The organism is Sphingobium indicum B90A (genome assembly GCF_000264945.2).
In the GTDB taxonomy this organism is placed as follows: domain Bacteria; phylum Pseudomonadota; class Alphaproteobacteria; order Sphingomonadales; family Sphingomonadaceae; genus Sphingobium; species Sphingobium indicum.
The window spans coordinates 1,878,500-1,899,205 of the sequence record NZ_CP013070.1 but is presented as its reverse complement, the minus strand read 5'-3'; the positions used below and the strand labels follow the sequence as shown (position 1 = coordinate 1,899,205).

Annotated in this window: 17 protein-coding genes; 8 read left to right on the top strand and 9 right to left on the bottom strand. The window is 67.9% G+C overall.

The genetic code is table 11. The features are described 5' to 3' along the window. Positions 1–40: 40 nt before the first annotated feature. Positions 41–2,329 (top strand): TonB-dependent receptor, encoded by a 2,289-nt coding sequence (locus SIDU_RS09300; protein ID WP_233431809.1) that lies wholly within the window; start codon positions 41–43, stop codon positions 2,327–2,329. On the opposite strand, the gene SIDU_RS09295 is transcribed toward SIDU_RS09300, so the two are convergent. Continuing rightward, positions 2,309–3,511, bottom strand: a complete 1,203-nt coding sequence (locus SIDU_RS09295) for an MFS transporter (RefSeq protein WP_233431808.1) — start codon at positions 3,509–3,511, stop codon at positions 2,309–2,311. The genes SIDU_RS09300 and SIDU_RS09295 overlap by 21 nt on opposite strands. Positions 3,512–3,617: 106 nt before the next feature. Between SIDU_RS09295 and SIDU_RS09290 the strand changes: the two genes are divergently transcribed. After that, positions 3,618–4,727, top strand: coding sequence for a helix-turn-helix transcriptional regulator (locus SIDU_RS09290; RefSeq protein WP_007687067.1), 1,110 nt, complete (start codon positions 3,618–3,620; stop codon positions 4,725–4,727). 21 nt (positions 4,728–4,748) lie between these two features. Here the strand turns inward: SIDU_RS09290 and SIDU_RS09285 are convergent, their stop codons facing one another. The 8 genes from SIDU_RS09285 to hflK all read right to left on the bottom strand — a co-directional run bounded on the left by SIDU_RS09285 (position 4,749) and on the right by hflK (position 14,444). Next, a complete protein-coding gene (locus tag SIDU_RS09285) occupies positions 4,749–6,083 on the bottom strand; it encodes a cell wall hydrolase (protein WP_007687069.1) in 1,335 nt (444 codons plus the stop codon). Between the two features lie 30 nt (positions 6,084–6,113). Next, a complete protein-coding gene (gene cysK, locus SIDU_RS09280; protein WP_007687070.1) occupies positions 6,114–7,043 on the bottom strand; it encodes a cysteine synthase A in 930 nt (309 codons plus the stop codon). Then, positions 7,040–8,362 (bottom strand): MFS transporter, encoded by a 1,323-nt coding sequence (locus SIDU_RS09275; protein ID WP_007687072.1) that lies wholly within the window; start codon positions 8,360–8,362, stop codon positions 7,040–7,042. The genes cysK and SIDU_RS09275 overlap by 4 nt, the downstream gene beginning before the upstream one ends. A gap of 285 nt (positions 8,363–8,647) precedes the next feature. Continuing rightward, on the bottom strand, positions 8,648–9,064 hold the full coding sequence (locus SIDU_RS09270) for a hypothetical protein (RefSeq protein ID WP_007687073.1): 417 nt from the start codon (positions 9,062–9,064) through the stop codon (positions 8,648–8,650). An 18-nt stretch (positions 9,065–9,082) separates the two neighbouring features. Beyond that, positions 9,083–10,708 carry a helicase HerA-like domain-containing protein gene (locus SIDU_RS09265; RefSeq protein ID WP_007687075.1) on the bottom strand — a complete coding sequence of 542 codons (1,626 nt, stop codon included), beginning with the start codon at positions 10,706–10,708 and terminating at the stop codon, positions 9,083–9,085. Positions 10,709–10,852: 144 nt separating this feature from the next. Continuing rightward, positions 10,853–12,361, bottom strand: a complete 1,509-nt coding sequence (locus SIDU_RS09260; RefSeq protein ID WP_007687076.1) for a Do family serine endopeptidase — start codon at positions 12,359–12,361, stop codon at positions 10,853–10,855. A gap of 110 nt (positions 12,362–12,471) precedes the next feature. Further along, entirely contained in the window at positions 12,472–13,317 is an 846-nt protein-coding gene (gene hflC / locus SIDU_RS09255; RefSeq protein WP_007687078.1) for a protease modulator HflC, read from the bottom strand. Further along, positions 13,317–14,444 (bottom strand): FtsH protease activity modulator HflK, encoded by a 1,128-nt coding sequence (gene hflK / locus SIDU_RS09250; RefSeq protein ID WP_007687080.1) that lies wholly within the window; start codon positions 14,442–14,444, stop codon positions 13,317–13,319. The genes hflC and hflK overlap by 1 nt, the downstream gene beginning before the upstream one ends. 334 nt (positions 14,445–14,778) lie before the next feature. Here hflK and SIDU_RS09245 point away from each other — a divergent pair, with 334 nt between their 5' ends. The 6 genes from SIDU_RS09245 to SIDU_RS09220 all read left to right on the top strand — a co-directional run bounded on the left by SIDU_RS09245 (position 14,779) and on the right by SIDU_RS09220 (position 20,674). After that, complete coding sequence (locus tag SIDU_RS09245; protein WP_233431895.1) at positions 14,779–15,546, top strand: Mrp/NBP35 family ATP-binding protein; 768 nt, start codon at positions 14,779–14,781, stop codon at positions 15,544–15,546. Positions 15,547–15,918: 372 nt separating this feature from the next. After that, the gene (locus tag SIDU_RS09240) at positions 15,919–16,353 is read left to right on the top strand and encodes a CoA-binding protein (RefSeq protein WP_007687084.1); all 435 of its coding nucleotides are present in this window, start codon (positions 15,919–15,921) and stop codon (positions 16,351–16,353) included. A 39-nt stretch (positions 16,354–16,392) separates the two neighbouring features. Further along, positions 16,393–18,663 (top strand): molybdopterin cofactor-binding domain-containing protein, encoded by a 2,271-nt coding sequence (locus SIDU_RS09235; RefSeq protein ID WP_050983556.1) that lies wholly within the window; start codon positions 16,393–16,395, stop codon positions 18,661–18,663. Next, positions 18,660–19,640, top strand: coding sequence for a ferrochelatase (gene hemH / locus SIDU_RS09230; RefSeq protein WP_174550392.1), 981 nt, complete (start codon positions 18,660–18,662; stop codon positions 19,638–19,640). Before SIDU_RS09235 ends, hemH begins: the two co-directional genes overlap by 4 nt. 36 nt (positions 19,641–19,676) lie before the next feature. Continuing rightward, positions 19,677–20,399 (top strand): acetoacetyl-CoA reductase, encoded by a 723-nt coding sequence (gene phbB, locus SIDU_RS09225; protein WP_007687090.1) that lies wholly within the window; start codon positions 19,677–19,679, stop codon positions 20,397–20,399. Next, positions 20,399–20,674: a ribbon-helix-helix domain-containing protein gene (locus SIDU_RS09220; protein ID WP_007687092.1), complete on the top strand. Its 276-nt coding sequence runs from the start codon at positions 20,399–20,401 to the stop codon at positions 20,672–20,674. Before phbB ends, SIDU_RS09220 begins: the two co-directional genes overlap by 1 nt. Positions 20,675–20,706 lie beyond the last annotated feature (32 nt).

Genomic DNA, 20,706 nt, shown 5'->3' with positions numbered 1-20,706 from the left:
CCGCCGTCATTCAACCCTTTCCGCCATCGTCGCGCCTGCCGTGAAGCAATGGGCCCGCCTGTGCTGCGTATCGGCGCTGGCCATGGCGCCTGCCCATGCGCAGGCGGATGAAGGCGAGGGCGCGCAGGGGCGGATCGTCTTCGTCACGGCCCGCCGCGTGGCCGAAGCGCAGGACGCGGTTCCGATCAGCCTCGTCCGCCTCGATGCGACCGACCTGGAACGGCGCGGCGTCGCGCGGCTGGCCGACCTGGCGGGGGTCGTGCCCAATCTCGCCATGCCCACGGTCGGCGCCTTCGGCGCGCAGCAGCCGATCATGCGCGGCGTCTTCTCCCCCATCGGCGCGTCCACGGTCGGCCTCTATGTCGATGACGTCCCTGTCCAGATCCGGTCGCTGGAGGTGGCGGGCAATCCCGACCTGCGCCGTTTCGACCTTGATCGCGTGGAGGTGCTGCGCGGCCCGCAGGGCACGCTGTTCGGCGCCGATTCCATGGGCGGAACGATCCGCGTGCTGACCCGGCAGCCCCAGTTGGAAGGCCTGGATGCATGGGCCGGCGCGGAGCTTTCGTCCGTCAGGGGCGGGGGGCTTGGCCGCGAAGTGCAGGCGGCGTTGGGCGGCGCGATAGTGCCCGGCCGGATCGGCGCGCGCATCAGCGCCTATCATCGCCGCGACGCGGGCGTCGTCGATCGGTTCGATCCCGCCTCCGGCGCTTTGCTGGCCCGGAATGTCGATCATGACGCGACGCTGGGCCTGCGTTTCGCCGTGAAGGCGGCCCTGGGCGATCGTCTGGAGCTGACGCCGTCGCTTTTCTACCAAAGAACGGCGCGGGGCGACCTGCCCTTTTACGAAAGCAGCCTCGGCCCCTTCCGCCAGTCCGCCAGCCTGCGCCAGCCGGGCCGCGACCGCTTGCTTCTGCCCAGCCTCACCGCGCGGATGGACCTGGGCGGCGCCACGCTTACCGGCGTCACCGCATGGCTGGATCGCCGCAACCGCCAGATCGTGGACTATTCCGGCTTTTTCGGGGAGATCGTGCTGGGCGGCATGGTTCCCGGTATCCGCACCCCAGGCGGCAGCTATAGCCGCACGACGGTCGACCAGGCCGTTTTCACGCAGGAACTGCGCGTCGCGTCGGCCGATCCGCAGGCGTCCGTCCGCTGGCTCGTCGGCGCTTTCTACAGCCGTTCGCGGATCGCCATGGAACAGGGGGTGGTGGAGCCGGGGATCGCCGATCTGGCGCAATCGCAACTGGGCCTGTCGGTCGAGGAGATTTTCGGCCTGCCGCTGCTGCCGGGCGGGCAGAGCTATCACAGCCGCCAGCAGATTCGCGAGCGCAGCCTGGCGGCCTTCGGACAGGTGAACTGGGCCTTTGCGCCCCGCTGGGAAGTGACGGGGGGCCTGCGGTTGTCGCATAATCCCTTGCGCTTCCGCCTGATGTCGGAGGGGCCTTTCGCCGGCGGCAGCAATGCGGTCGGCCCCCGACGCCAGAGCGACACGCCCCTCATCCCCCATGCCGCCCTGTCCTGGCGTCCGGGGGGCGACAGCCTGGTCTATCTGAGCGCGGGCAAGGGTTTTCGCGGCGGGGGAACCAATGGAGCGGTGCCGGCGAACGGTTGCGCGGCCGATCTCTCCGCATTGGGCCGCGCCGCCGCGCCGGACAGCTATGGCTCCGATTCGCTCTGGAGCTACGAGGCGGGGGTGAAGGCGGGATTGCCCGATCGGCGGCTTCGCCTGTCGCTGGCCGCCTTCCGCATCGACTGGCGACGCATACAGCAGTCCGTCACCCTGCCCAATTGCGGCTTTTCCTATGTCGACAATCTGGGCGCGGCGCGCAACCGGGGCGTCGAGCTGGCGTTGCGGAGCGAGCCGTCGCGGCGGCTGGCGCTGGATTTTTCGCTGGGCTTCGTCGATGCGCGCTTCCGCCGCGATGTCGGACCTCCGGGCGCGGGCATCGTCGCTGCGGGGGACCGCATTCCCTATGTGCCGCGCTGGTCGGGGACGATGGCGGCGGAATATGGCTTCACGCTGCCGGGACGGCTGGAGGGGTTCGTCCGGACCGAATGGCGGCATGCCGGACGTTTCCGCCGCGCGCCCTCGACCCGGTCCACCGCCTATGATCCACGCGTCTATGCGGGCGAAGGAAGCGACCTGCTGTTCCTGCGCCTGGGCATCGGCCGGGACGGATGGCACCTGTCCGCCTTCGCCGACAATCTGCTGGACAGCAGGACGGTGCTCTATCGCAATGCGGAACTGGTGCCGGCGACCGGATCGCCCCTGCGCGAAATGACGCAGAGGCCGCGCACCGTCGGCCTGTCAGCCAGCATCGGCCTTTGACGGACGTACCGACGCGATGAGCGGCGCCGCGGCCAGCGCCAGCGCCGCATAGACCGATATGGGTAGGCCATAGCCGCCGCCCGCAGCGCGCATCTGGTCGGTCCAGAGCGGCGCCAACGCGCCCAGCAGGCTGACCACCGCGGTGTTGAGGCCCAGCAGGCGCGCGAACGCCTCCTCCTTCACGACGTCGGCCAGCAGCATCGATCCGGACTGGCCCGGCAGCGCGCTGGCGACGCCCCAGAGCAGGACGAACAGCCAGACCCCGGCCATGCCCATCATGCCGGCCCCCAGCAATGCCATCGTCCCCGCCGCCAGCAGCAGCGCCGTGGCGATCAGGCTGCGCCGCGCGCCAATGCGGTCGGCCAGCATGCCGCCCGCCAGCAGCGCGGGCAGGCCGACCAGGTTGGCGCTGCTATAGGCCAGGACCGCGCCGGACTGGCCTAGGCCCTGCGTCATCAGGCAGTCCACCGCCGCGAACAGCACGCCGTTGATGGCAAGCTGCAACAGGGTCATGGCCAACAGGATCCGACGGAAATTCCCGCTGCCCAACGCCCTCCATGGCGCGTCCCGACCCGCCGCCGGTTCCGGCGCGACATCCGCCCGCCCGCCGGGCACGATCAGGACCAGCGGAGGGCAGGCCAGCATGATCGCCGCGGCGCAGAGCAGCATGGCCGCGCGCCATGTCCAGCAGGTCATGGCCGCGCCGACAAGGGGCGGCACCACCGCCCCTGCGGCGACGGCGGCGCCCAGGAAGATGGCGAGCGCCAGTCCGCGCCGCGCGACATGATGCCGGGTGATGACAGCGATGCCGGGCACGATGGTCGATGCGCCGACGCCAAGGCCCGACAACGCCATGCCCGCCATCAGGACGGGCCGCTGCTGCGCCATGGCGGCAAGGGCGAAGCCCGCCGCGCTCAGCAGAATGCCGATCAGCAGCACCGGGCGGACCCCCGCCTTGCCCAAGGCCCAGCCGACCGTCAGGCTGGCCAGGCTCATCGCCAGCAGGAATATGGTGATGCCGCCGCCTGCCTGTCCGAAATCGGCCGCCATGCCGGGAAGGAGCACGCCCAGCGACATCAGCGTGCCGCCCTGGACCAGCAGGGTGATCGCCGCCAGGGCAAGGACCGGAGGCCAGCCGCCGTCTGTCGAAGGACGGGGAGAGGGGTGCAAGGGGCGCGGCACGGCAGCAGCCTTATCGGTTTTTCCAGTGATTTGAACGGGGAATGTCCGATTTGTGCAATGCGGCGAGGTGCGCTTGCGTATATCCCGTATCGGGAAATCGGGGAGAATGGACAAGGCTGTGATCCGGACGGAGGAAATCTACGACGCGGCGACCGACGATGAGTCGTTCGATCGGCTGGCTGCGACGCTGGCCGATGCGGTCGGCGCGCGATCGGGCGTCCTGCATTGGGGCCGCACGCCCCAGCATGTCGCGGAAATTTCCTATTCCGGCTATTTCTCCGACGCGCAAATGGCGCTTTACGACGAGGAGTTTCAGGGCGACGACATCTGGGGCGTCGCGCTGGACCGGGCGGAGGCGATCAACCGCGTCTGGAATGTGGAGGCTCTTGTGCCCATCCGGGCCTATGAGGACAGCCGGATCTATAATGAGTGGATCAGGGGCATGGGCGACGACACTTTCCATTGCCTGGGCGGCGTGATCCAGAAGGACGGGACGACCGGCCATATCGGCCTGCACCGGGGCCGAGCGCAAAAGCCCTTCAGCGAGGGCGAGGTGCGGGCGATGCAGGACAATATCGGTCATATCGGCCGCATGTTCGCAATCCGCAGCAAGCTGGACCGCGCCCGTCATCATGGCCGATCGCTGCACGCGACGCTCGACATGGTGGGCCACGCCGTCTTCACCCTGCGTCCCAACGGCGCGCTGATCGACTGCAACCGCCTGGCGGACGCGCTGCTGCGCCGGGGCGATGCGCTCGGCCTGCGCCAGCGGCAGTTGAAGGCGCTCGACCCCCGCGACGACGAAGCGCTGCAGGCGGCCTTCCGCGCCGCGGCCGCGCGCCAGGGCGGGCAGGCAAGCGCGATCTTCGTCCATCGCGAACGGGGCCTGCCCTATGTGCTGTCGATCGCCGCAGTGCGCGTCGGCACGGAACGGCAGATCGTCGCGATCGTCACCGATCCGGCCGACCGCGATCTGAGCCTTTCCAGCCGCATCCGCGCCCTATACGGCCTCACCAGGGCGGAGGCGGAGGTGGCCGAGGCGCTTTGCCAGGGACGGGGGCTGGAGGAATTGTCGCAGGAACGCGGCGTCGCACTCAACACGGTGCGGACGCAGATCAAGAATATCTATGTGAAGCTGGATTGCAGCCGCCAGTCCGAACTGGTCGCCCGCATCGGCGCGCTGCCGCGCCTGAGCGGGTTCGAGGACATGGAATAAAGGGCGTGACGCGGCGCGCCTTCACGGTTGGGCGGGCGCCGTGACCGCCGGTGAGGGCGGCGCGATCTTCACCACTTCGAAGCGTTCCTTCCGGCGCACGCCCGCCAGTTCCGGGGCGGCGGCGGGCGGCGCGGGAACCGCCGCCCTGGGATTGCGCTGGAGCATGCATTCATCCTTGTTGCCCCGCGGTGTCTGAAAGCAGTTCCAGAGCGATCGCTGCAATCCCGTGGCGCTGTTGTGGATATAGGCAAAGGCCATGCTTTCCATCTGGTCGCCCGACAAGGGCAGGCCGCCCGGCGCAGTCCCTGTCCGCCAGGCCATGATCCGGCATTCCGGTCGCCCGGCGCAAAAGGTCTGGGCCATGGCCGGCCAATTGTCGGGCGAGGCGGTGCGCCCCAGTTCGACCAGGAAGCTCCTGGCCCCCGGCGCGATGGCGATCAGCCGCACGCCCGCCATCGTCCGGCCCAGCGAATCGGCCCCGATCATCTGTTGCGGCCTGGCGGCGAGATCGGTCACCGTGCTGCCGGCCAGGATGAGCGGCGACGGGCCGGCAGGCGCGGCCGGATCGCCCTGATGCGCGGAGGACAAGCGCGCGATGCGCTGCACCAGCGGCTCGCCGCTCTCGCCAGCGCGGCGGAAGGCGGGGGGCGTGCCCCACCAGCCCCGCCAGCGGAAGAAGAGATGAGTGCCGACCGACGCGATCTTGTCCAGGCTGCCGCTCCAATAGGGAACCACCCAGTCGGTGTGATAATGGGTGGCGTAGCCGACCGGCCTGTAGACCTTGCCCGCCAGCGCCGACCGGGCGATGTCCCGCGCCCTTTCCCAGGCCGCCTGGGTCGGCGCGCGGGCGAGCGCGCCGTCGCAGGTGAAGGTGAACTGGCACCCCGTCGCCCGTTCCTGTCCCTGAAAGACGACGCCGCAGACCGTCTTGGGAAAGGCGGGATGCCGCACGCGGTTCAGCACCACCTGCGCGACGGCCCGCTCGCCCACGGCATCGTCGCCCGCCTCGTAAAGCTGCGCGGCGGCCAGGCAGTCCGTGGCGCGGGCAAGGTCGACGGGCGATCCTGAGAAGATGAATGGCCGCGCCGCCGGATTGGGCAGGCGGGAGAAGGGAATGGCGGCGTTCAGCGCCCGCGCCTGGTCGCGCTCCAGGGCATAGACCTCCACCGGGGCAACCGCCGGCGGAGGCGTCGCGGGACGCCTGAACCGGGCGGCGGCGACCGCCTCCAGGCGCGCCTTGCCCGGTGGCACCCGCGCCTCCCACGCGGCGACCAGGGCGGGCAGGCCGACGAACAGCAGGGGCCAGAGCAGCCACATCGAACGATGCGGCTGGATGCCGAGATGTGCGTCGTTCATGCCCGTTCCGGCTCTTGCCTGCGTCCGGCCTTATTCGGGCAGGAAATCGGGCACCGACAGATAGCGTTCGCCGGTGTCATAGTTGAAGCCCAGAACGCGGCTGCCCGCCGGCAGTTCCGGCAGCTTCTGGGCGATGGCGGCCAGCGTCGCGCCGGAGGATATGCCCACCAGCACGCCTTCCTCCCGCGCGGCGCGGCGGGCAAACTCCTTGGCGTCGGCCGGATCGACCTGGATCACGCCGTCCAGCAACTGCGTGTGCAGGTTCGCCGGGATGAAGCCCGCGCCGATGCCCTGGATCGGGTGCGGGCCGGGCTGGCCGCCGCTGATGACATGGGACAGGGTCGGTTCGACCGCATAGACCTTGAGATGGGGCCAGAGCGATTTCAGCACCTGCGCCACGCCGGTGATGTGGCCGCCGGTGCCGACGCCGGTGATCAGCGCATCGAGCGGCGCGTCGGCGAAGTCGGTGGCGATCTCCTGCGCCGTGGTGCGGACATGGACGTCGATATTGGCGGGGTTCTCGAACTGCTGGGGCATCCAGCTGTTGGGCGTCTGCTCGACCAGTTCCAGCGCGCGCTCGATCGCGCCCTTCATGCCCTTTTCCCGCGGCGTCAGGTCGAAACTGGCGCCATAGGCCAGCATCAGCCGGCGGCGCTCCAGGCTCATGCTTTCGGGCATGACCAGGATCAGCCTGTATCCCTTGACCGCCGCCACCATGGCCAGGCCGACGCCGGTATTGCCGGATGTCGGCTCTATGATGGTGCCGCCGGGCTTCAGGTCGCCCGACGCCTCTGCCGCCTCGATCATCGACAGGGCGATTCGGTCCTTGATCGACCCGCCGGGGTTGGACCGTTCGGACTTGATCCACACTTCCGTGCCTTTTGGCGCGTCCCCGAACAGCCGGTTTACGCGGATATGCGGCGTGTTGCCGATGGTTTCCAAGATGCTGGATGCCTTCATTGCGCTATCTCCTGAATGGATTTTGGCTCCTGCGTGGACTCGGCCGCCCTTGTTTCGGGTGGGTCGAAGGTACGGGCAAGACGGAGTTCTGGAAAGAGCTTCGCCCAGATCAGGGTTATCGCGATGGCGCCGATCCCGCCGCCGATCACCGCCGCGACAGGGCCGACCAGCGCGGCGAGGAAGCCGGATTCCGCCTCCCCCAGTTCGTTGGAGGCGGAAATGGTGAGCTGCGACAGGCTGGACACGCGGCCGCGCATCTCGTCCGGCGTGTGAAGCTGGATCAGCGACTGCCGGACATAGACCGACACCATGTCGGCCGATCCCAGCAGGACCAGCGCCGCAATGCCGACTTCGGGCGCAATGGCGCGGGGCAGGAAGGCGGTGGAGCCGAAGACGATGGTGGCGATGCCGAACAGAATGACGGCCCCCAGCATTTTCAGGCCCACCTCCGTCCTCATCGGCCGGAAGGAAAAGAAGAGGGCCGTGGCGCCCGCGCCGATGCCGGGCGATGCGGCGAGATGGCCCAGGCCTGCCGACCCCACATGCAATATGTCGCGGGCATAGACGGGCAGCAGCGCGGTCGCGCCCGCCAGCAGCACCGCGAACAGGTCCAGCGTGATGGTGGCCAGCACCAGCCGGTTGGTGCGGACATAGGTCAGGCCGTCGATCATCTGGCGCACCGGATGGCGGCTGGTGTCGCGGGGCGGCTGGGGCACCGGGCCGATCAGCAGCATGCAGAGCAGGGCGACGGCGAACAGGCCCGACGCCAGCGCATAGGCGCCCCAGGGCTGCGCCGCATAGGCATAGCCGCCCAGCGCCGGCCCGGCGATCATGCCCGCCTGCCAGACGACGCTGGAAATGGCGATGGCGTTGGGCAGCACCTCGCGGGGCACCAGATTGGGGGCGAGCGCGCTGTAGGCCGGTCCGTTGAAGGCGCGGGCGACGCCGACGATGGCGGCGATGCCGAAGATCAGCGGCAGGCTGACCCAGCCCTCATAGGTGGCGAAGGCCAGCGTGCCCGACGCCAGCACCAGCAGCAGCAGGGTGAAGCGGGTGATCATGCGGCGGTCGAAATGGTCCGCCACCCATCCGGTCACGGGGGTCAGGAAGAAAAGCGGCAGGAACTGGGCCAGGCCGATCAGCCCAAGCTGGGCGGCGGCGGCGCCGGTGCTCATGGTTTCGCGGGCGACATTATAGGCCTGCCACGCCAGCACGATCATCATGCCATATTGCGCCAGCACCGCCGTCAGCCGGCCCAGCAGATAGGCGCGGAAATTGCCGAAGCGCAGAGGGTGGCGGGGAATGGAGGGGCTGTGCATGGCACCCCTCCTTTAGCGCCTGCGCAGCGGGTTTCGCAACCGAGCGAGTAGAGAAAAGGCGCAGCAATATTTGGGGCGGGGAAGGTTTGGCTTTTAGGTGGGGCGGGGGATTGGGGATGTGGAGGGGTGGTCGTTATTGGCCCGTTACGGTCATCAGTTTCCGTCACCCCGGACTTGATCGGGGGTCTCGCTGCCTTGGACGAGGCAGTGTAGAGGGAAAAGCGGGACCCCGGATCAAGTCCGGGGTGACGGAAGGAGGAATGACGGCTTCCCCCCCCAACCCCCTCAATCCGGCGCGTGCAGCATGATCCCGCTGACCGACCCGTTGCGCACCGAGCAGACGAAGGGCACCGACCCCCGGCCGCCGGAGACTTCGCCTTCCACTTCCCACCCGGTGGACATGGTGCTGGCGGCCACGCGGCCCAATATCTTCGCGCCCGGCCCGGCCTCTTCCCGCGCCTTGGCAGCGCAGGCGTTGCGCGCCGCCGCGGCGGTGCGGATCGTGCCATAGCCGGGGGAGACATAGGGCTGGCGCTTCGCGTCGCGTTCGGCCTGGCGGTCGCGGGCGATGTCGCTGGCGATGGCGGCGTCTACGGCGCGGTGCAGGTCGCGCCGATTCTGCGCATGGAGGGCCTGCGCATGGACGGGGAGCGCCAGGCCCGCCGACGCCAGACCCAGGATGCAGATGATCGTCTTTCGCATGGCGTTTCTCCCCTCCGCTTATTTGAACAGGCTGCCCAATATGCCGCGCACCAGTTGGCCCGCGATTCCGCCCGACCTGCGGCTGGACCCGCCGAACACGGCGCGGCCCAGTTCATTGGCGACCTGACGCCCGACCGACGACGCGGCAGATCGGGTGGCGGACTGGATCGCCTTGTCGAAACCGGACGGCTTGGCGGCTTCACGGGCGGCGGCGGCTTCCTGCCGGGCCTGTTCCTTGAGCTGGGCCTCGCGCTGCTTCGCCTCCACCTTGGCCTGGGCGGCGGCGGCCTTGTCGGCTTCGGCCTGCGCCTTGGCGGCCTGCGCGGCGGCTGCGGCGGCCTGACCCCGCGCCGCCAATATCTCCTCGGCGGACTCGCGGTCGACGGTCGCGTCATATTTGCCCGCGCAGGGCGAAATCGACTGGATGATCGCCCGCTCCTTCGCGTCCAGCGGGCCAAGGCGCGAGCGGGGCGGGGCGATCAGCGTCCGCTGCACGATGCCGGGCGAGCCGTCCTCCTGCAACAGCGACACCAGGGCCTCGCCCACCTTGAGTTCGGTGATGGCGGTCTCGACATTCAGGTCCGGATTGATGCGGAATGTTTCCGCCGCCGCCTTGATCGCCTTCTGGTCGCGGGGGGTGAAGGCGCGCAGCGCGTGCTGGACGCGGTTGCCAAGCTGGCCCGCCACATCCTCCGGAATGTCGATGGGGTTCTGCGTCACGAAATAGACGCCCACGCCCTTGGATCGGATCAGTCGCACCACCTGCTCGATCTTGTCGGTCAGCGCCTTGGGCGCGTCGTCGAACAGCAGATGCGCTTCGTCGAAGAAGAAGACGAGCACCGGCTTGTCCGGATCGCCCACTTCGGGAAGCGTCTCGAACAGTTCGGACAGCAGCCAGAGCAGGAAGGTGGCGTAGAGCTTCGGGCTCTGCATCAGCCTGTCGGCGGCGAGGATGTTGACATAGCCGCGCCCCTTCTCATCCACCTTCAGCATGTCGTGGATGTCGAGCGCGGGTTCGCCGAAGAAATGGTCGCCGCCCTGGCTTTCCAACTGGAGCAGCTGCCGCTGGATCGCGCCGACGCTGGCCTTGGTCACATTGCCATATTGGGCGGACAGGCTGTCGGCATTTTCCGCGCAATAGGCCAGCATCGCCTGCAGATCGCCCAGATCCAGCAGCAGCAGGCCCTGCTCGTCGGCATATTTGAAGGCGATGGAGAGCACCCCCTCCTGCGTTTCGTTGAGACCCATCAGGCGGGACAGCAGCAGCGGCCCCATCTCGCTGACGGTGGTGCGGACGGGATGGCCCTGCTGCCCGTACAAGTCCCAGAAGATGGCGGGATTGTCGGCATAGCTGTAATTGTCGAGGCCGATCTCCTGCGCGCGGGCGACCAGCTTGTCGGCATTTTTCGCGGTGGGGGAACCGGCCATGGAAATGCCAGACAGGTCGCCCTTCACGTCGGCGAGGAAGACGGGGACGCCCAGCGCGGAGAAGCTTTCTGCGATGCCCTGCAGCGTCACGGTCTTGCCGGTGCCGGTCGCGCCCGCGATCAGCCCGTGGCGGTTGGCCCGGCGCAGGTTCAGCGTCTGCGGGATGCCGCCAACCTTGTCCGGCGCGCCAAGGCCGATGAAAATGCCGTCGCTCATCTCGCGTCATTCTCCCAAAAGGTGACGGGCCGCGCCCACCGGAGTCTGCCGCCCCTTTGTAAAGGGGAGGCGGGGCTTCCGGCAAGCGCGACCCGTAACGATCGGCTGGTTTTCAGTTCCTTGCCTGTCGCGCGTAGCGCGCCCTTATTTGTCGCGCAGCCGCACCGGCAGGAACACGGCGGGCTGGCCGCGCCGCAGCACCTGAAGCAGGATCGCGCTGCGGCCCTGCGCCGACACCGCCTTCACCTGCGCGTCGAGGTCCGCCTGGGTCGCGACGGGCCGGTTGTTCGCGGTGATGATCACATCGCCGCGGCGCAGGCCCTTGGCGCCCGCATCGGTCGATCCGTCGACGGCGGTGATCACGATGCCCCGCGTATCGGCGGCGATGCCGAGTTGGCGGATGATGGTGGAGGTCAGCGGAATGGCCGAAATGCCCAGCGATTGCTGGCTGGCCTGCCCGTTGTTGGACGGGTTGTTCGGCTGCTGGCTGAAATCCTCATCCTGGCTCTGAGCGAAGGCGTTCAGTTCGTCCTCCGACGGGCGTTCGCCCACCACGGCGGTGACGGTCTGGCGCTGGCCGTTGCGCAGCAGCACGATGGGGACGCGGCCGCCGATGGGTTGGGAAGCGACGATGGACGAGAGATTCTGGTCCGGCGTCACTTCCTGGCCGGCGACGCTGACGATCACGTCGCCCGCCTTGATCCCGGCCTTGTCCGCGCCCTTGCCCGGCTCCACGCCCTGGACGAATTCGCCGCGATTCTTGGCGAGGCCGAGCGAATCGGCCAGATCCTCGCCCAGCGGGCTGATCTGGATGCCCAGATAGCCGCGCTTGACCGCCTGGCCCTTGCGCAGCGTGTCGACGATCGGCGCCGCCTGTTCCGACGGGATGGCGAAGCCGATGCCGACATTGCCGCCGGAGGGCGAGAGGATCTGGCTGTTGATGCCGATCACATTGCCGCGCATGTCGAACATCGGGCCGCCGGAGTTGCCCTGGTTGATCGAGGCGTCGGTCTGGATGAACTTGTCATATGTGCCGCCGGTGCCGCGATGCACGGCGGAGATGATGCCCGCCGTCACCGTGCCCGACAGGGCGAAGGGGTTGCCGATGGCGATCACCCAGTCGCCCACGCGCGCCTTGGTGCTGTCGCCGAACTTGACGAAGGGCAGCGCCTTTTTCGGCTCGATCTTCAGCACGGCGATGTCGGTCGCGGGATCGCGGCCCACCAGCCTGGCCGGATATTCCTCGCTGTTGGTCAGGGTGACGGTGATGGAATCGACGCTGGCTCCTTCGGCGCCGGCGGACACCACATGGTTGTTGGTGACGATATAGCCGTCGGCCGAAATGATGAAGCCCGACCCCAGTGATTGCGCCTGGCGCGTCTGCGGCCTTCCGCCCGGAGCGCCGAACAGGTCGCCGAACGGCGTGCCGGCAAAGGGATTCTGCACCTGCACGCGCTGCTTGGTGGAAATGTTGACCACGGCCGGTTGCAGCTTTTCGACCATGTCGGCCAGGCTGGCCGGGGCGCCGGCGGGGGCTGCTGCCTGCATGCCTTCATTCTGCGCGACCTGGGCGCCGACATTCGGGCTGGAGGTAACGGCGATGGCGGTGCCGCCGAGCAGCAGGGCGCCGGTAATGGCATAAGCGTAACGCACTCGTGACGGTCCTCTCATGAACTTGGCGAAGGAAAGGCGGGACTCTGCGATGAGCGGGATGCGCCGTCTAGTCTTAACCCTCATTGAATGACGCGGGTTCCGTAATGAAATCAACGCCCCTGAAACTGTTTCAGGAAATCATTGTCGCGGGAGAGGACCATGGCGGTCGACCCCTGCCGATCCGGGGCGAACGTATAGCGATAGGCCTGCATGGCGCGATAAAAATCGTAGAATTGCGCATCCTTGCCGAAGCTGTCCGAATAGATGCGGGCGGCGTTGGCGTCCGCTTCGGCGCGGATGATCTGCGCCTGCTTGGCCCCCTGGGCCCGGATGGTGAGCGCCTCCTGCTCCCGCGCCGTCCGCATCCGGGTGAAGGCGCTTTCCAGCGGCGCGCCGTCGGGCAGGTCGGCCCGCTTGATGCGCACGTCGACGATCTGCGCGCCATATTGGCGGGCGACGCGGTTCAGGCCGGCCTCTATATTGTCCATCACTTGGCCCCGCTCGGGGGAGAGCAGCGCCGCGAAGGGCCGCTTGCCCAGTTCGTTGCGCAGCGCGGAACCCAGGATCGGGCGGAGCGCGTCCGACACCCGCTCCTCGCTGCCCGCCGCGATATACATGCGCAGCGGATCGACGATGCGGTAACGGGCGAAGGCGTCGACCTGCAGGCGCAACTGGTCGGTGGACAGCACCTGCTGCCGCTCCATCTCCACCGACAGCACGCGCTTGTCGATCCACACGATCTGGTCGATGAACGGCCAGCGCAGGATGACGCCCGCGCCGGTCTTGCCGAAATCCTCGTTCGGGCGGTATCGGTTGATGATCTTCTTGGGATCGCCGAAGCGCACGATCACGCCCTGCTTGGTTTCGGGCACGATGGCGATGGTGCTGCCGACCAGCAGCAGCGCGGCGATGGCCAGCAGCGCCAGCGCGACGGGATGGCGGACAAGGCTCTGCATCACTGGCCCTCCACGGTCGCGCTGCCCTGCGGCGCGCCGCCCTGTGCCCTGCGCCTGAGTTCGGGAAGGGGCAGATAGGGCGTGACATTGCCGCCCTCGACGATGGTCTTGTCGACGTTCGACAGAACACCCTCCATGGTTTCATAATACATGCGGCGGCGGGTCACGTCGGGCGCGAGCTTGTACTGCTCGTACACCTTGTCGAACGCGGCGGCCTCGCCCTGCGCCTTGGCCGTCACCTGCTGCGCGGCGGCGCGGGCTTCGTTGAGATAGGTCTGGGCGGTCTGCTGCGCAGCAGACACGGCCTTGAACGCGTCGTTGACGGCGGTCGGGGGATCGGCCTGCTTGATGGCGACGCCCTGCACGCGGATGCCGGACCTGTAGCCGTCCAATATCTCCTGCATCCGCTGCTCGACCTGCTGCTCGATCTCGGTGCGGCCCGCGCCCAGCGCATCCTCCAGGCTGACGCTGGCGACGACCGAGCGCATCGCGCTTTCGGCGACTTCGCGCACCGAGGAGTCAGGGTCGGAAAGCTGGAACAGGTAAAGTTCCGGGCTGCGGATGTTCCAGCGCACCGAATAAGCGAGGTCGATGATGTTCTGGTCGCCGGTCAGCACCAGATTCTCGCTCTCCGCCCGCGTCGACCCGATGTCGATGGTGCGGATTTCCTCGACATCGACGGTCGTCACATTTTCCAGCGGGGCGGGCAGCGTCAGGCTGATGCCGGGGGAGAGGGTGCGGCTGTACTTGCCGAGCAGGGTGACGACGCCGCGCTCCTGCGGGCCGACGCGGTGGAAGCAGGTCAGGACCAGCCACAGCACCACCAATATGCCGATGGCGGCTGGCCACAGCGCCTTGCCGGAGGGGCGCGGCGGCAGATTGCCGAAGCCGCCCCCGCCCTGGCCGAAGCTCTCCTTGCTGCGGCGGAGCAGTTCCTCGATCGCGGAAGGGCCCTTGGCGCCGGGGCGGCCCGGCTGGGTCCAGGGGTTGCGCGGTCCGTCGCTCCCCTTGCCGTCGCCGTCCCTGCCCTGGCCGTCATTGCCGTCCGGCCCGTCGCTCTTGCCGCCCCACGGACCCTGGGCCATGGCGCTCGCTATGCCCGGCATCCACCCGAAAAATCTCTTCATGCCCCCTCTATAGGTAGGCTCTCCGGCGAAAAACAGTGCCCTTCGCAACGATTATTGTTTCGAATGATGTCGGCGGCCAAGAAAAACGGCCCCCTGCCGGTTTCGCCGGACGGGGAAAGTCCCTAGATGGCCTGCCATGACCCAGCTCGAAGATTTCGCCGCCCGCCTGAAAACGCTGACCGACGGCCGCGCCAGCGCGCCGCGCCTCAAGGACGGGGTGATGTCGCTGGCGCTGGACGTGGCGGGCCTGTCGCCGGAGCAGCGCGACGCCGTTGCCGCCGCGATCCGCGAAGGCGCGCTGACCGTGCCGGGCGTCGACGACGTGCGCATCGCCATGACCGCCGAGCGCAAGCCGTTGAAGATCGTCGCCGTCGCGTCGGGCAAGGGCGGGGTGGGCAAATCGACCCTGTCGGCCAATCTCGCTGTCGCGCTGCAAAGGCTGGGGGTGAAGGTCGGGCTGGTCGACGCGGACATTTACGGCCCGTCGCAGGCGCGGCTGATGGGCAGCGAGGACAGGAAGCCGCAGGCCAGGGACAAGCAGCTCATTCCGGTGCAAAGCCCCTTTGGCGTTCCGATGCTGTCCATGGGGCATCTGGTGGAGCCGGGCAAGGCGCTGGCCTGGCGCGGGCCGATGGCGGGCAATGCCCTGGCCCAGTTGATCGAGGCGGATTGGGGCGACATGGAACTGCTGGTCGTCGACATGCCGCCGGGCACCGGGGACGTGCAATTGTCGATGGTGCAGAAGCACAAGCCGGTCGGCGCGGTCATCGTCTCCACGCCGCAGGATCTGGCGCTGATCGACGCCACCCGCGCCGTCAGCCTGTTCGAACAGACGCAGGTGCCGATGATCGGCCTTGTCGAGAATATGGCGGGCTATGCCTGCCCCCATTGCGGGGAGGTGTCGGACCCCTTCGGCCAGGGCGGCGCGGAAGCCGCCGCCGGGGAGATGGGCATGCCCTTCCTCGGCCGGATACCGCTCGCCATCGACATTCGCCGCCGGTCCGACGCTGGCGATCCCCCGGCAGCGGGCGACGACGCGCACGGCGCGGCTTTCCGCGCCATTGCGGAGAAGGTGGCCGCATGGTTGCGGGACGGGCGCTGACATCCCTTCTTCCGTCGTCCCAGCCTCTTCTCTCGTCATCCCAGCGAAAGCTGGGATCTCGTGAGGCTACGCCGCGCCCTATCGCCTGAGATCCCAGCCTTCGCTGGGAGGACGGGGTTGGCGGCAAGGCTGCCCGATGGAACAGCAGGACAGCCCATCCCCCATCGTCATGCTGAACGTGTTTCAGCATCCATTTCTCCCCATGCGGCCAAGGCGCCTGGAGGCACGATGGATGCTGAAACACGTTCAGCATGACGGAGGAAGGGGCGCAGGGTCCAGCCACCCCTGCACGCACCCCGCCATCATGTCGATGGAACGGCTTGCGCCCCTCCCGCGTCCTTCCCATGTCCCAGCAACAGGAAGGACCGCCCCATGCCGCTTACCGCCGACCAGGATATAGCCGATCTGCTGAACGAAACCCGCACCATCGCTCTGGTCGGCATCTCCGACCGCCCCGATCGGCCGAGCTACGGCGTGATGAAGACCCTTCAGGACCATGGCTATCGCGTGCTGCCGGTCAATCCGCAGATTGCGGGCGAGCATGTGCATGGCGAGTTCGTCTGGGCCAGCCTGTCGGACATCGGCGTGCCCATCGACATGGTCGACATCTTCCGCCGCAGCGAGGCGGCGGGCGAAGCGGTGGACGACGCCATAGCGGCGGGCGCGAAGGCGGTCTGGATGCAGTTGGCCGTGGTGAACGAAGCCGCCGCCGCCCGCGCCGAGGCGGCTGGCCTGAAGGTCGTCATGGACCGCTGCCCGGCAATAGAGATACGCCGCCTCCGGCTTGAGCCGGTCGGCTCGCAATAGGGCTTTCCAGAGCTTCCGCGCCTCTTTATCAGCGGTCTCATGGGGCGCGCACCGCGGAAGCAGGGTCAGCAGACGGAAAGGGGTTTGAACCGGCGCGCGCTGCTGGTCGGCGGCGGCGCGACGGCGGGCCTGCTGCTGGCATGGGCGGTCTGGCCCCGCGCCTATCGACCCAATCTCAACACCGCGCCGGGCGAAACCGCCTTCAACGCCTTCCTCAAGATCGACCGGGCGGGACAGGTCATCGTCATCGTGCCGCAGACGGAAATGGGGCAGGGGGTCTCGACGCTCCTGCCGCAGATCTTGGCCGACGAGCTGGGCGCTGACTGGCGCACCATAGGCGTGCAGAGCGCGCCCATCGGGCCGCTCTACGCCAATGTCCTGCTGGCGCGCGAATGGCTGGCCAATGACTGGAGCAGGCTTGCCGGGGAAGCGGGCGAATGGACCATCGATCAATATGCCATCCGCCGCGCCCTGATGCTGACCGGGGCTGGCACGTCGGTCCCGATGTTCCACCAGGCCTATCGGGAGGCGGGCGCGGCGGCGCGGGTGCTGCTGTGCAAGGCGGCGGCGGCGCGATGGGACGTGGCGTGGGAAAGCTGCGACATCAGGGACGGCATCGTCTCCGACGGCGGAAAGCGCACGCTGGAACTGGGCGAGGTGGTGGAGGATGCCGCGACATTCGACCTGCCCGACATATTGCCTTTCCGCCAGGCGGAGGTGGATCGGTTGGCGGGGCAGGATCTTCCCCGGCTCGACACCCCGTCCAAGATCGACGGCAGTCATAATTTCGCCGCCGACATCCGCCTGCCCGACATGGTCTTCGCTTCCATCCGGCAGGGTCCGATCGGGGACGCCGTCCTGAAAAGCGTCAATGAGGGCGCGGCGAAATCCGTCACCGGCTTCCTGAAACTGGTCCGGCGGGAACGCTGGGTGGCGGCGATCGCCAGCAACTGGTGGACGGCGAACAAGGCGCTGGATCTGGCCGACCCCGTCTTCGCGCTTTCCGGCACGCCGGTGGGCAGCGCCGGGATCGAGGCGGCGCTGGAGCAGGCCTTTGCCGACTCCTCGGGCGAGCGGCTCTATGAGCGGGGTGATCCGCAATCGCTGTTCGAGGATGCGACCGTCCTCGCCAGCGAATATCGGGTGCGGCCGGGCCTGCATCTGGCGATGGAGCCGATGTGCGCCATCGCCCGGATCGGCGAGGACGGCGCGGAGGTGTGGATGGCGACGCAGGCGCCCGGCCTGGCCCGCGCTGCCATCGCCAGGGCGCTGGACCTGCCGGCGGAGGCAGTGACGCTCTATCCGCTGCATGCTGGCGGGGGCCATGGCCGCCGCATGGATTTCGAGGCAGGGGTGCAGGCCGCGCTCCTCTCCCGCGAGATGGGGCGGCCAGTGCAACTGCTCTGGTCCCGGCTGGAGGATGTGATCCAGGACCGGCCCAGCGCCCCCGCCCATGCGCGCATGGCTGGCAAGCTGGGCCGCAACGGCGCGGTAGAGGGCTGGTCCGCGAAGGTCGCCGCCCCCTGCGCCCTGACCCAGACATGGGCGCGCATCGCCCATGGCAAGCTGCCGCACGAAGCAAGCGCCGATGCATCGGGCACCTCCACCCGGCTGGCGGTGGCGGGCATGGATTTGCCTTATTCGGTGCCCAACTGGGCGGTTGATCATTTCCCCGCCGATGTCGGCCTGCCGCTGGGCTTCGCGCGCGGCAACGCGAATCTGCACGGGGCGTTCTTCACCGAAAGTTTCATGGACGAACTGGCCCACCAGGCGCAGATGGAGGCGATGTCCTTTCGTATCCAGATGCTGGGCGGCAATCCCCGGCTGGCGCATTGCCTGACCACCGTGGGCGCCATGGGCGGCTGGCAGGGCGGCATAGAGGGAAGCGGGCAGGGGCTGGCGGCGCATGTGATGAACGGCGCCTTCATCGCCGTCATGGTGGAGGCGGGCGTGGACGAGGGCAAGCTCCAGGTCTCGCGGATCGTCGCCGCCGTCGACGGCGGGGAACAGGTCAATCCCGACATCGCCCGGCAGCAGGTGGAAAGCGGTCTGATCCACGGCTTGGCATTCGCCATGGGGGCGTCCGTCCCCTATGCGAAGGGCATGCCGACACGGGCGATATTGGGCCGGATGGGCCTGCCCCGGCTGGACGATGTGGGGGAAGTGACCGTCGAACTGATCCGCAGCACAGCGCCGCCCGCTGGCCTCACCGACCTGGGCGCGCCCGTGGTCGCGCCCGCGGTGGCCAATGCGCTGTTCACCACCACCGGGCGGCGGTTCCGCAGCCTGCCCCTGTTGATGGAAGGATGAGGGACTTGGGCAAGATCGGCCTGCTGGTCATCAATCTGGGCACGCCGGACGGGCCGGACCCGGCGTCGGTGCGGCGCTATCTGGCCGAATTCCTGTCCGATCCCCGAGTGGTGGAGATACCGCAATTCCTCTGGCAGCCGATCCTGCGCGGCCCGATCCTGCTGACCCGGCCGAAGAAATCGGCCCATGCCTATCGGCAGGTGTGGATGAAGGATGGGTCGCCGCTCGCCGTCTATACCCGCGATACGGCGCGGGGGTTGCAGGACAGGCTGGGGCCGGAGGTGATGGTCGACTGGGCCATGCGCTACGGCAATCCTTCCATCGGCTCGCGGCTGGCGGCGATGGTCGCGGCGGGGTGCGACCGCATCCTGCTGGCGCCGCTCTATCCCCAATATTGCGCGGCGACGACGGCGACCGCGCTGGACGCCGCCTATGCCGCGCTGGGGAAGATGCGGGCGCAACCGGCGATCCGCACCCTGCCGCCCTATCATGCCGATCCCGCCTATATAGAGGCGCTGCGCGCATCGACGCAGGCGCAGCTTGCCGCGCTGGACTTCGCGCCGGACCTGCTGATCGCCAGCTTCCACGGCATGCCGGAGAGGACGCGGCAATTGGGCGATCCTTATCGCGACCAGTGCGTCGAAAGCGCGCGCCTGCTGGGCGAAGCGCTGGGCAGAGAGGTGCGCGTCACCTTCCAGTCCCGCTTCGGCCCCGCCAAATGGCTCGGCCCCGCGACCGACGAGACGCTGCGGCAACTGCCATCCGAAAATGTCCGGAACGTTGCTGTCCTCACTCCCGGATTCTCGGCGGACTGCCTGGAAACCCTGGAGGAAATCGCCATTCGCGGCAAGGAGGATTTTATCGCTTCCGGCGGTAATAATTTTGTCCATTTGAGTTGTTTGAACGCGTCTCAGGACGCTATGAATCTGTATGAGAGTCTGACCCGTCGCGAACTGGCCGGTTGGCTGGAGAGGTAAGTTTCGTCCCGTCATTTTTCTTTGAGGAGAGCCATCATGAGCAAGGTTGCAGTCGTCACGGGCGGAACACGTGGAATTGGCGAGGCAATCAGCCTGGCGCTCAAGGACATGGGGTTCGCGGTCGCCGCAAACTATGCCGGCAACGACGCCAAGGCGCAGGCCTTTTCCGAGAAGACCGGCATAGCGTCGTTCAAATGGGACGTGGGCGATCACCAGGCCTGCCTGGACGGCTGCGCGCAGGTGGTCGAAGCGCTGGGGCCGATCGACGTGGTGGTCAACAATGCAGGCATCACGCGCGACGGCGTGCTGGCGAAGATGAGCTTCGACGACTGGAACGAGGTGATGCGCATCAACCTTGGCGGCTGCTTCAACATGGCGAAGGCGACCTTCGGCGGAATGCGGGAGCGCGGCTGGGGCCGTTTCGTCAATATCGGATCGATCAACGGACAGGCGGGCCAATATGGCCAGGTCAACTATGCCGCCGCCAAGTCCGGCATTCACGGTTTCACCAAGGCGCTGGCGCAGGAAGGCGCGAAATATGGCGTTACCGTCAACGCCATCGCGCCGGGCTATATCGACACCGACATGGTCGCCGCCGTTCCCCCCGCCGTGCTGGAAAAGATCGTCGCCAAGATTCCGGTCGGTCGCCTGGGCCATGCCGATGAAATCGCGCGCGGCGTCGCCTTCTTCTGCAGCGAGGATGGCGGTTTCGTGACCGGCAGCACGCTGTCGATCAATGGCGGCCAGCACATGTACTGATGGCAGGCGAGGGGCCTTCCCATGACGCTTCGGCGCCGGCGGCATCGCCCTTCGCTCCGCCGGTCAAGCGCAGCGTGACGATTGCGGGCCATCAGACCGCGATCAGCCTTGAACCGATATTCTGGCAAGCCCTCCGCGCGGCCGCCGCGCGGGAGGGCTTGCCGGTCAACGCCCTGATCGCGCGCATCGACGTGGCGCGCATGGCGACGGCCGCGCCACCCAATCTGGCGAGCGCGATAAGATGCTGGCTTTTCGACGGCGCTATACGATCATAAAATAATAATTAGTCGCAATAGCGTTGACTCTG

Bases quoted from the DNA above. Each gene is read 5' to 3' on its own strand.
- SIDU_RS09290 (WP_007687067.1), top strand. From the start codon at position 3,618: ATGGACAAGGCTGTGATCCGGACGGAGGAAATCTACGACGCGGCGACC.
- SIDU_RS09285 (WP_007687069.1), bottom strand. From the start codon at position 6,083: ATGAACGACGCACATCTCGGCATCCAGCCGCATCGTTCGATGTGGCTG.
- cysK (WP_007687070.1), bottom strand. From the start codon at position 7,043: ATGAAGGCATCCAGCATCTTGGAAACCATCGGCAACACGCCGCATATC.
- SIDU_RS09275 (WP_007687072.1), bottom strand. From the start codon at position 8,362: ATGCACAGCCCCTCCATTCCCCGCCACCCTCTGCGCTTCGGCAATTTC.
- SIDU_RS09270 (WP_007687073.1), bottom strand. From the start codon at position 9,064: ATGCGAAAGACGATCATCTGCATCCTGGGTCTGGCGTCGGCGGGCCTG.
- SIDU_RS09265 (WP_007687075.1), bottom strand. From the start codon at position 10,708: ATGAGCGACGGCATTTTCATCGGCCTTGGCGCGCCGGACAAGGTTGGC.
- hflC (WP_007687078.1), bottom strand. From the start codon at position 13,317: ATGCAGAGCCTTGTCCGCCATCCCGTCGCGCTGGCGCTGCTGGCCATC.
- hflK (WP_007687080.1), bottom strand. From the start codon at position 14,444: ATGAAGAGATTTTTCGGGTGGATGCCGGGCATAGCGAGCGCCATGGCC.
- SIDU_RS09245 (WP_233431895.1), top strand. From the start codon at position 14,779: ATGACCGCCGAGCGCAAGCCGTTGAAGATCGTCGCCGTCGCGTCGGGC.
- SIDU_RS09240 (WP_007687084.1), top strand. From the start codon at position 15,919: ATGCCGCTTACCGCCGACCAGGATATAGCCGATCTGCTGAACGAAACC.
- SIDU_RS09235 (WP_050983556.1), top strand. From the start codon at position 16,393: ATGGGGCGCGCACCGCGGAAGCAGGGTCAGCAGACGGAAAGGGGTTTG.
- hemH (WP_174550392.1), top strand. From the start codon at position 18,660: ATGAGGGACTTGGGCAAGATCGGCCTGCTGGTCATCAATCTGGGCACG.
- phbB (WP_007687090.1), top strand. From the start codon at position 19,677: ATGAGCAAGGTTGCAGTCGTCACGGGCGGAACACGTGGAATTGGCGAG.
- SIDU_RS09220 (WP_007687092.1), top strand. From the start codon at position 20,399: ATGGCAGGCGAGGGGCCTTCCCATGACGCTTCGGCGCCGGCGGCATCG.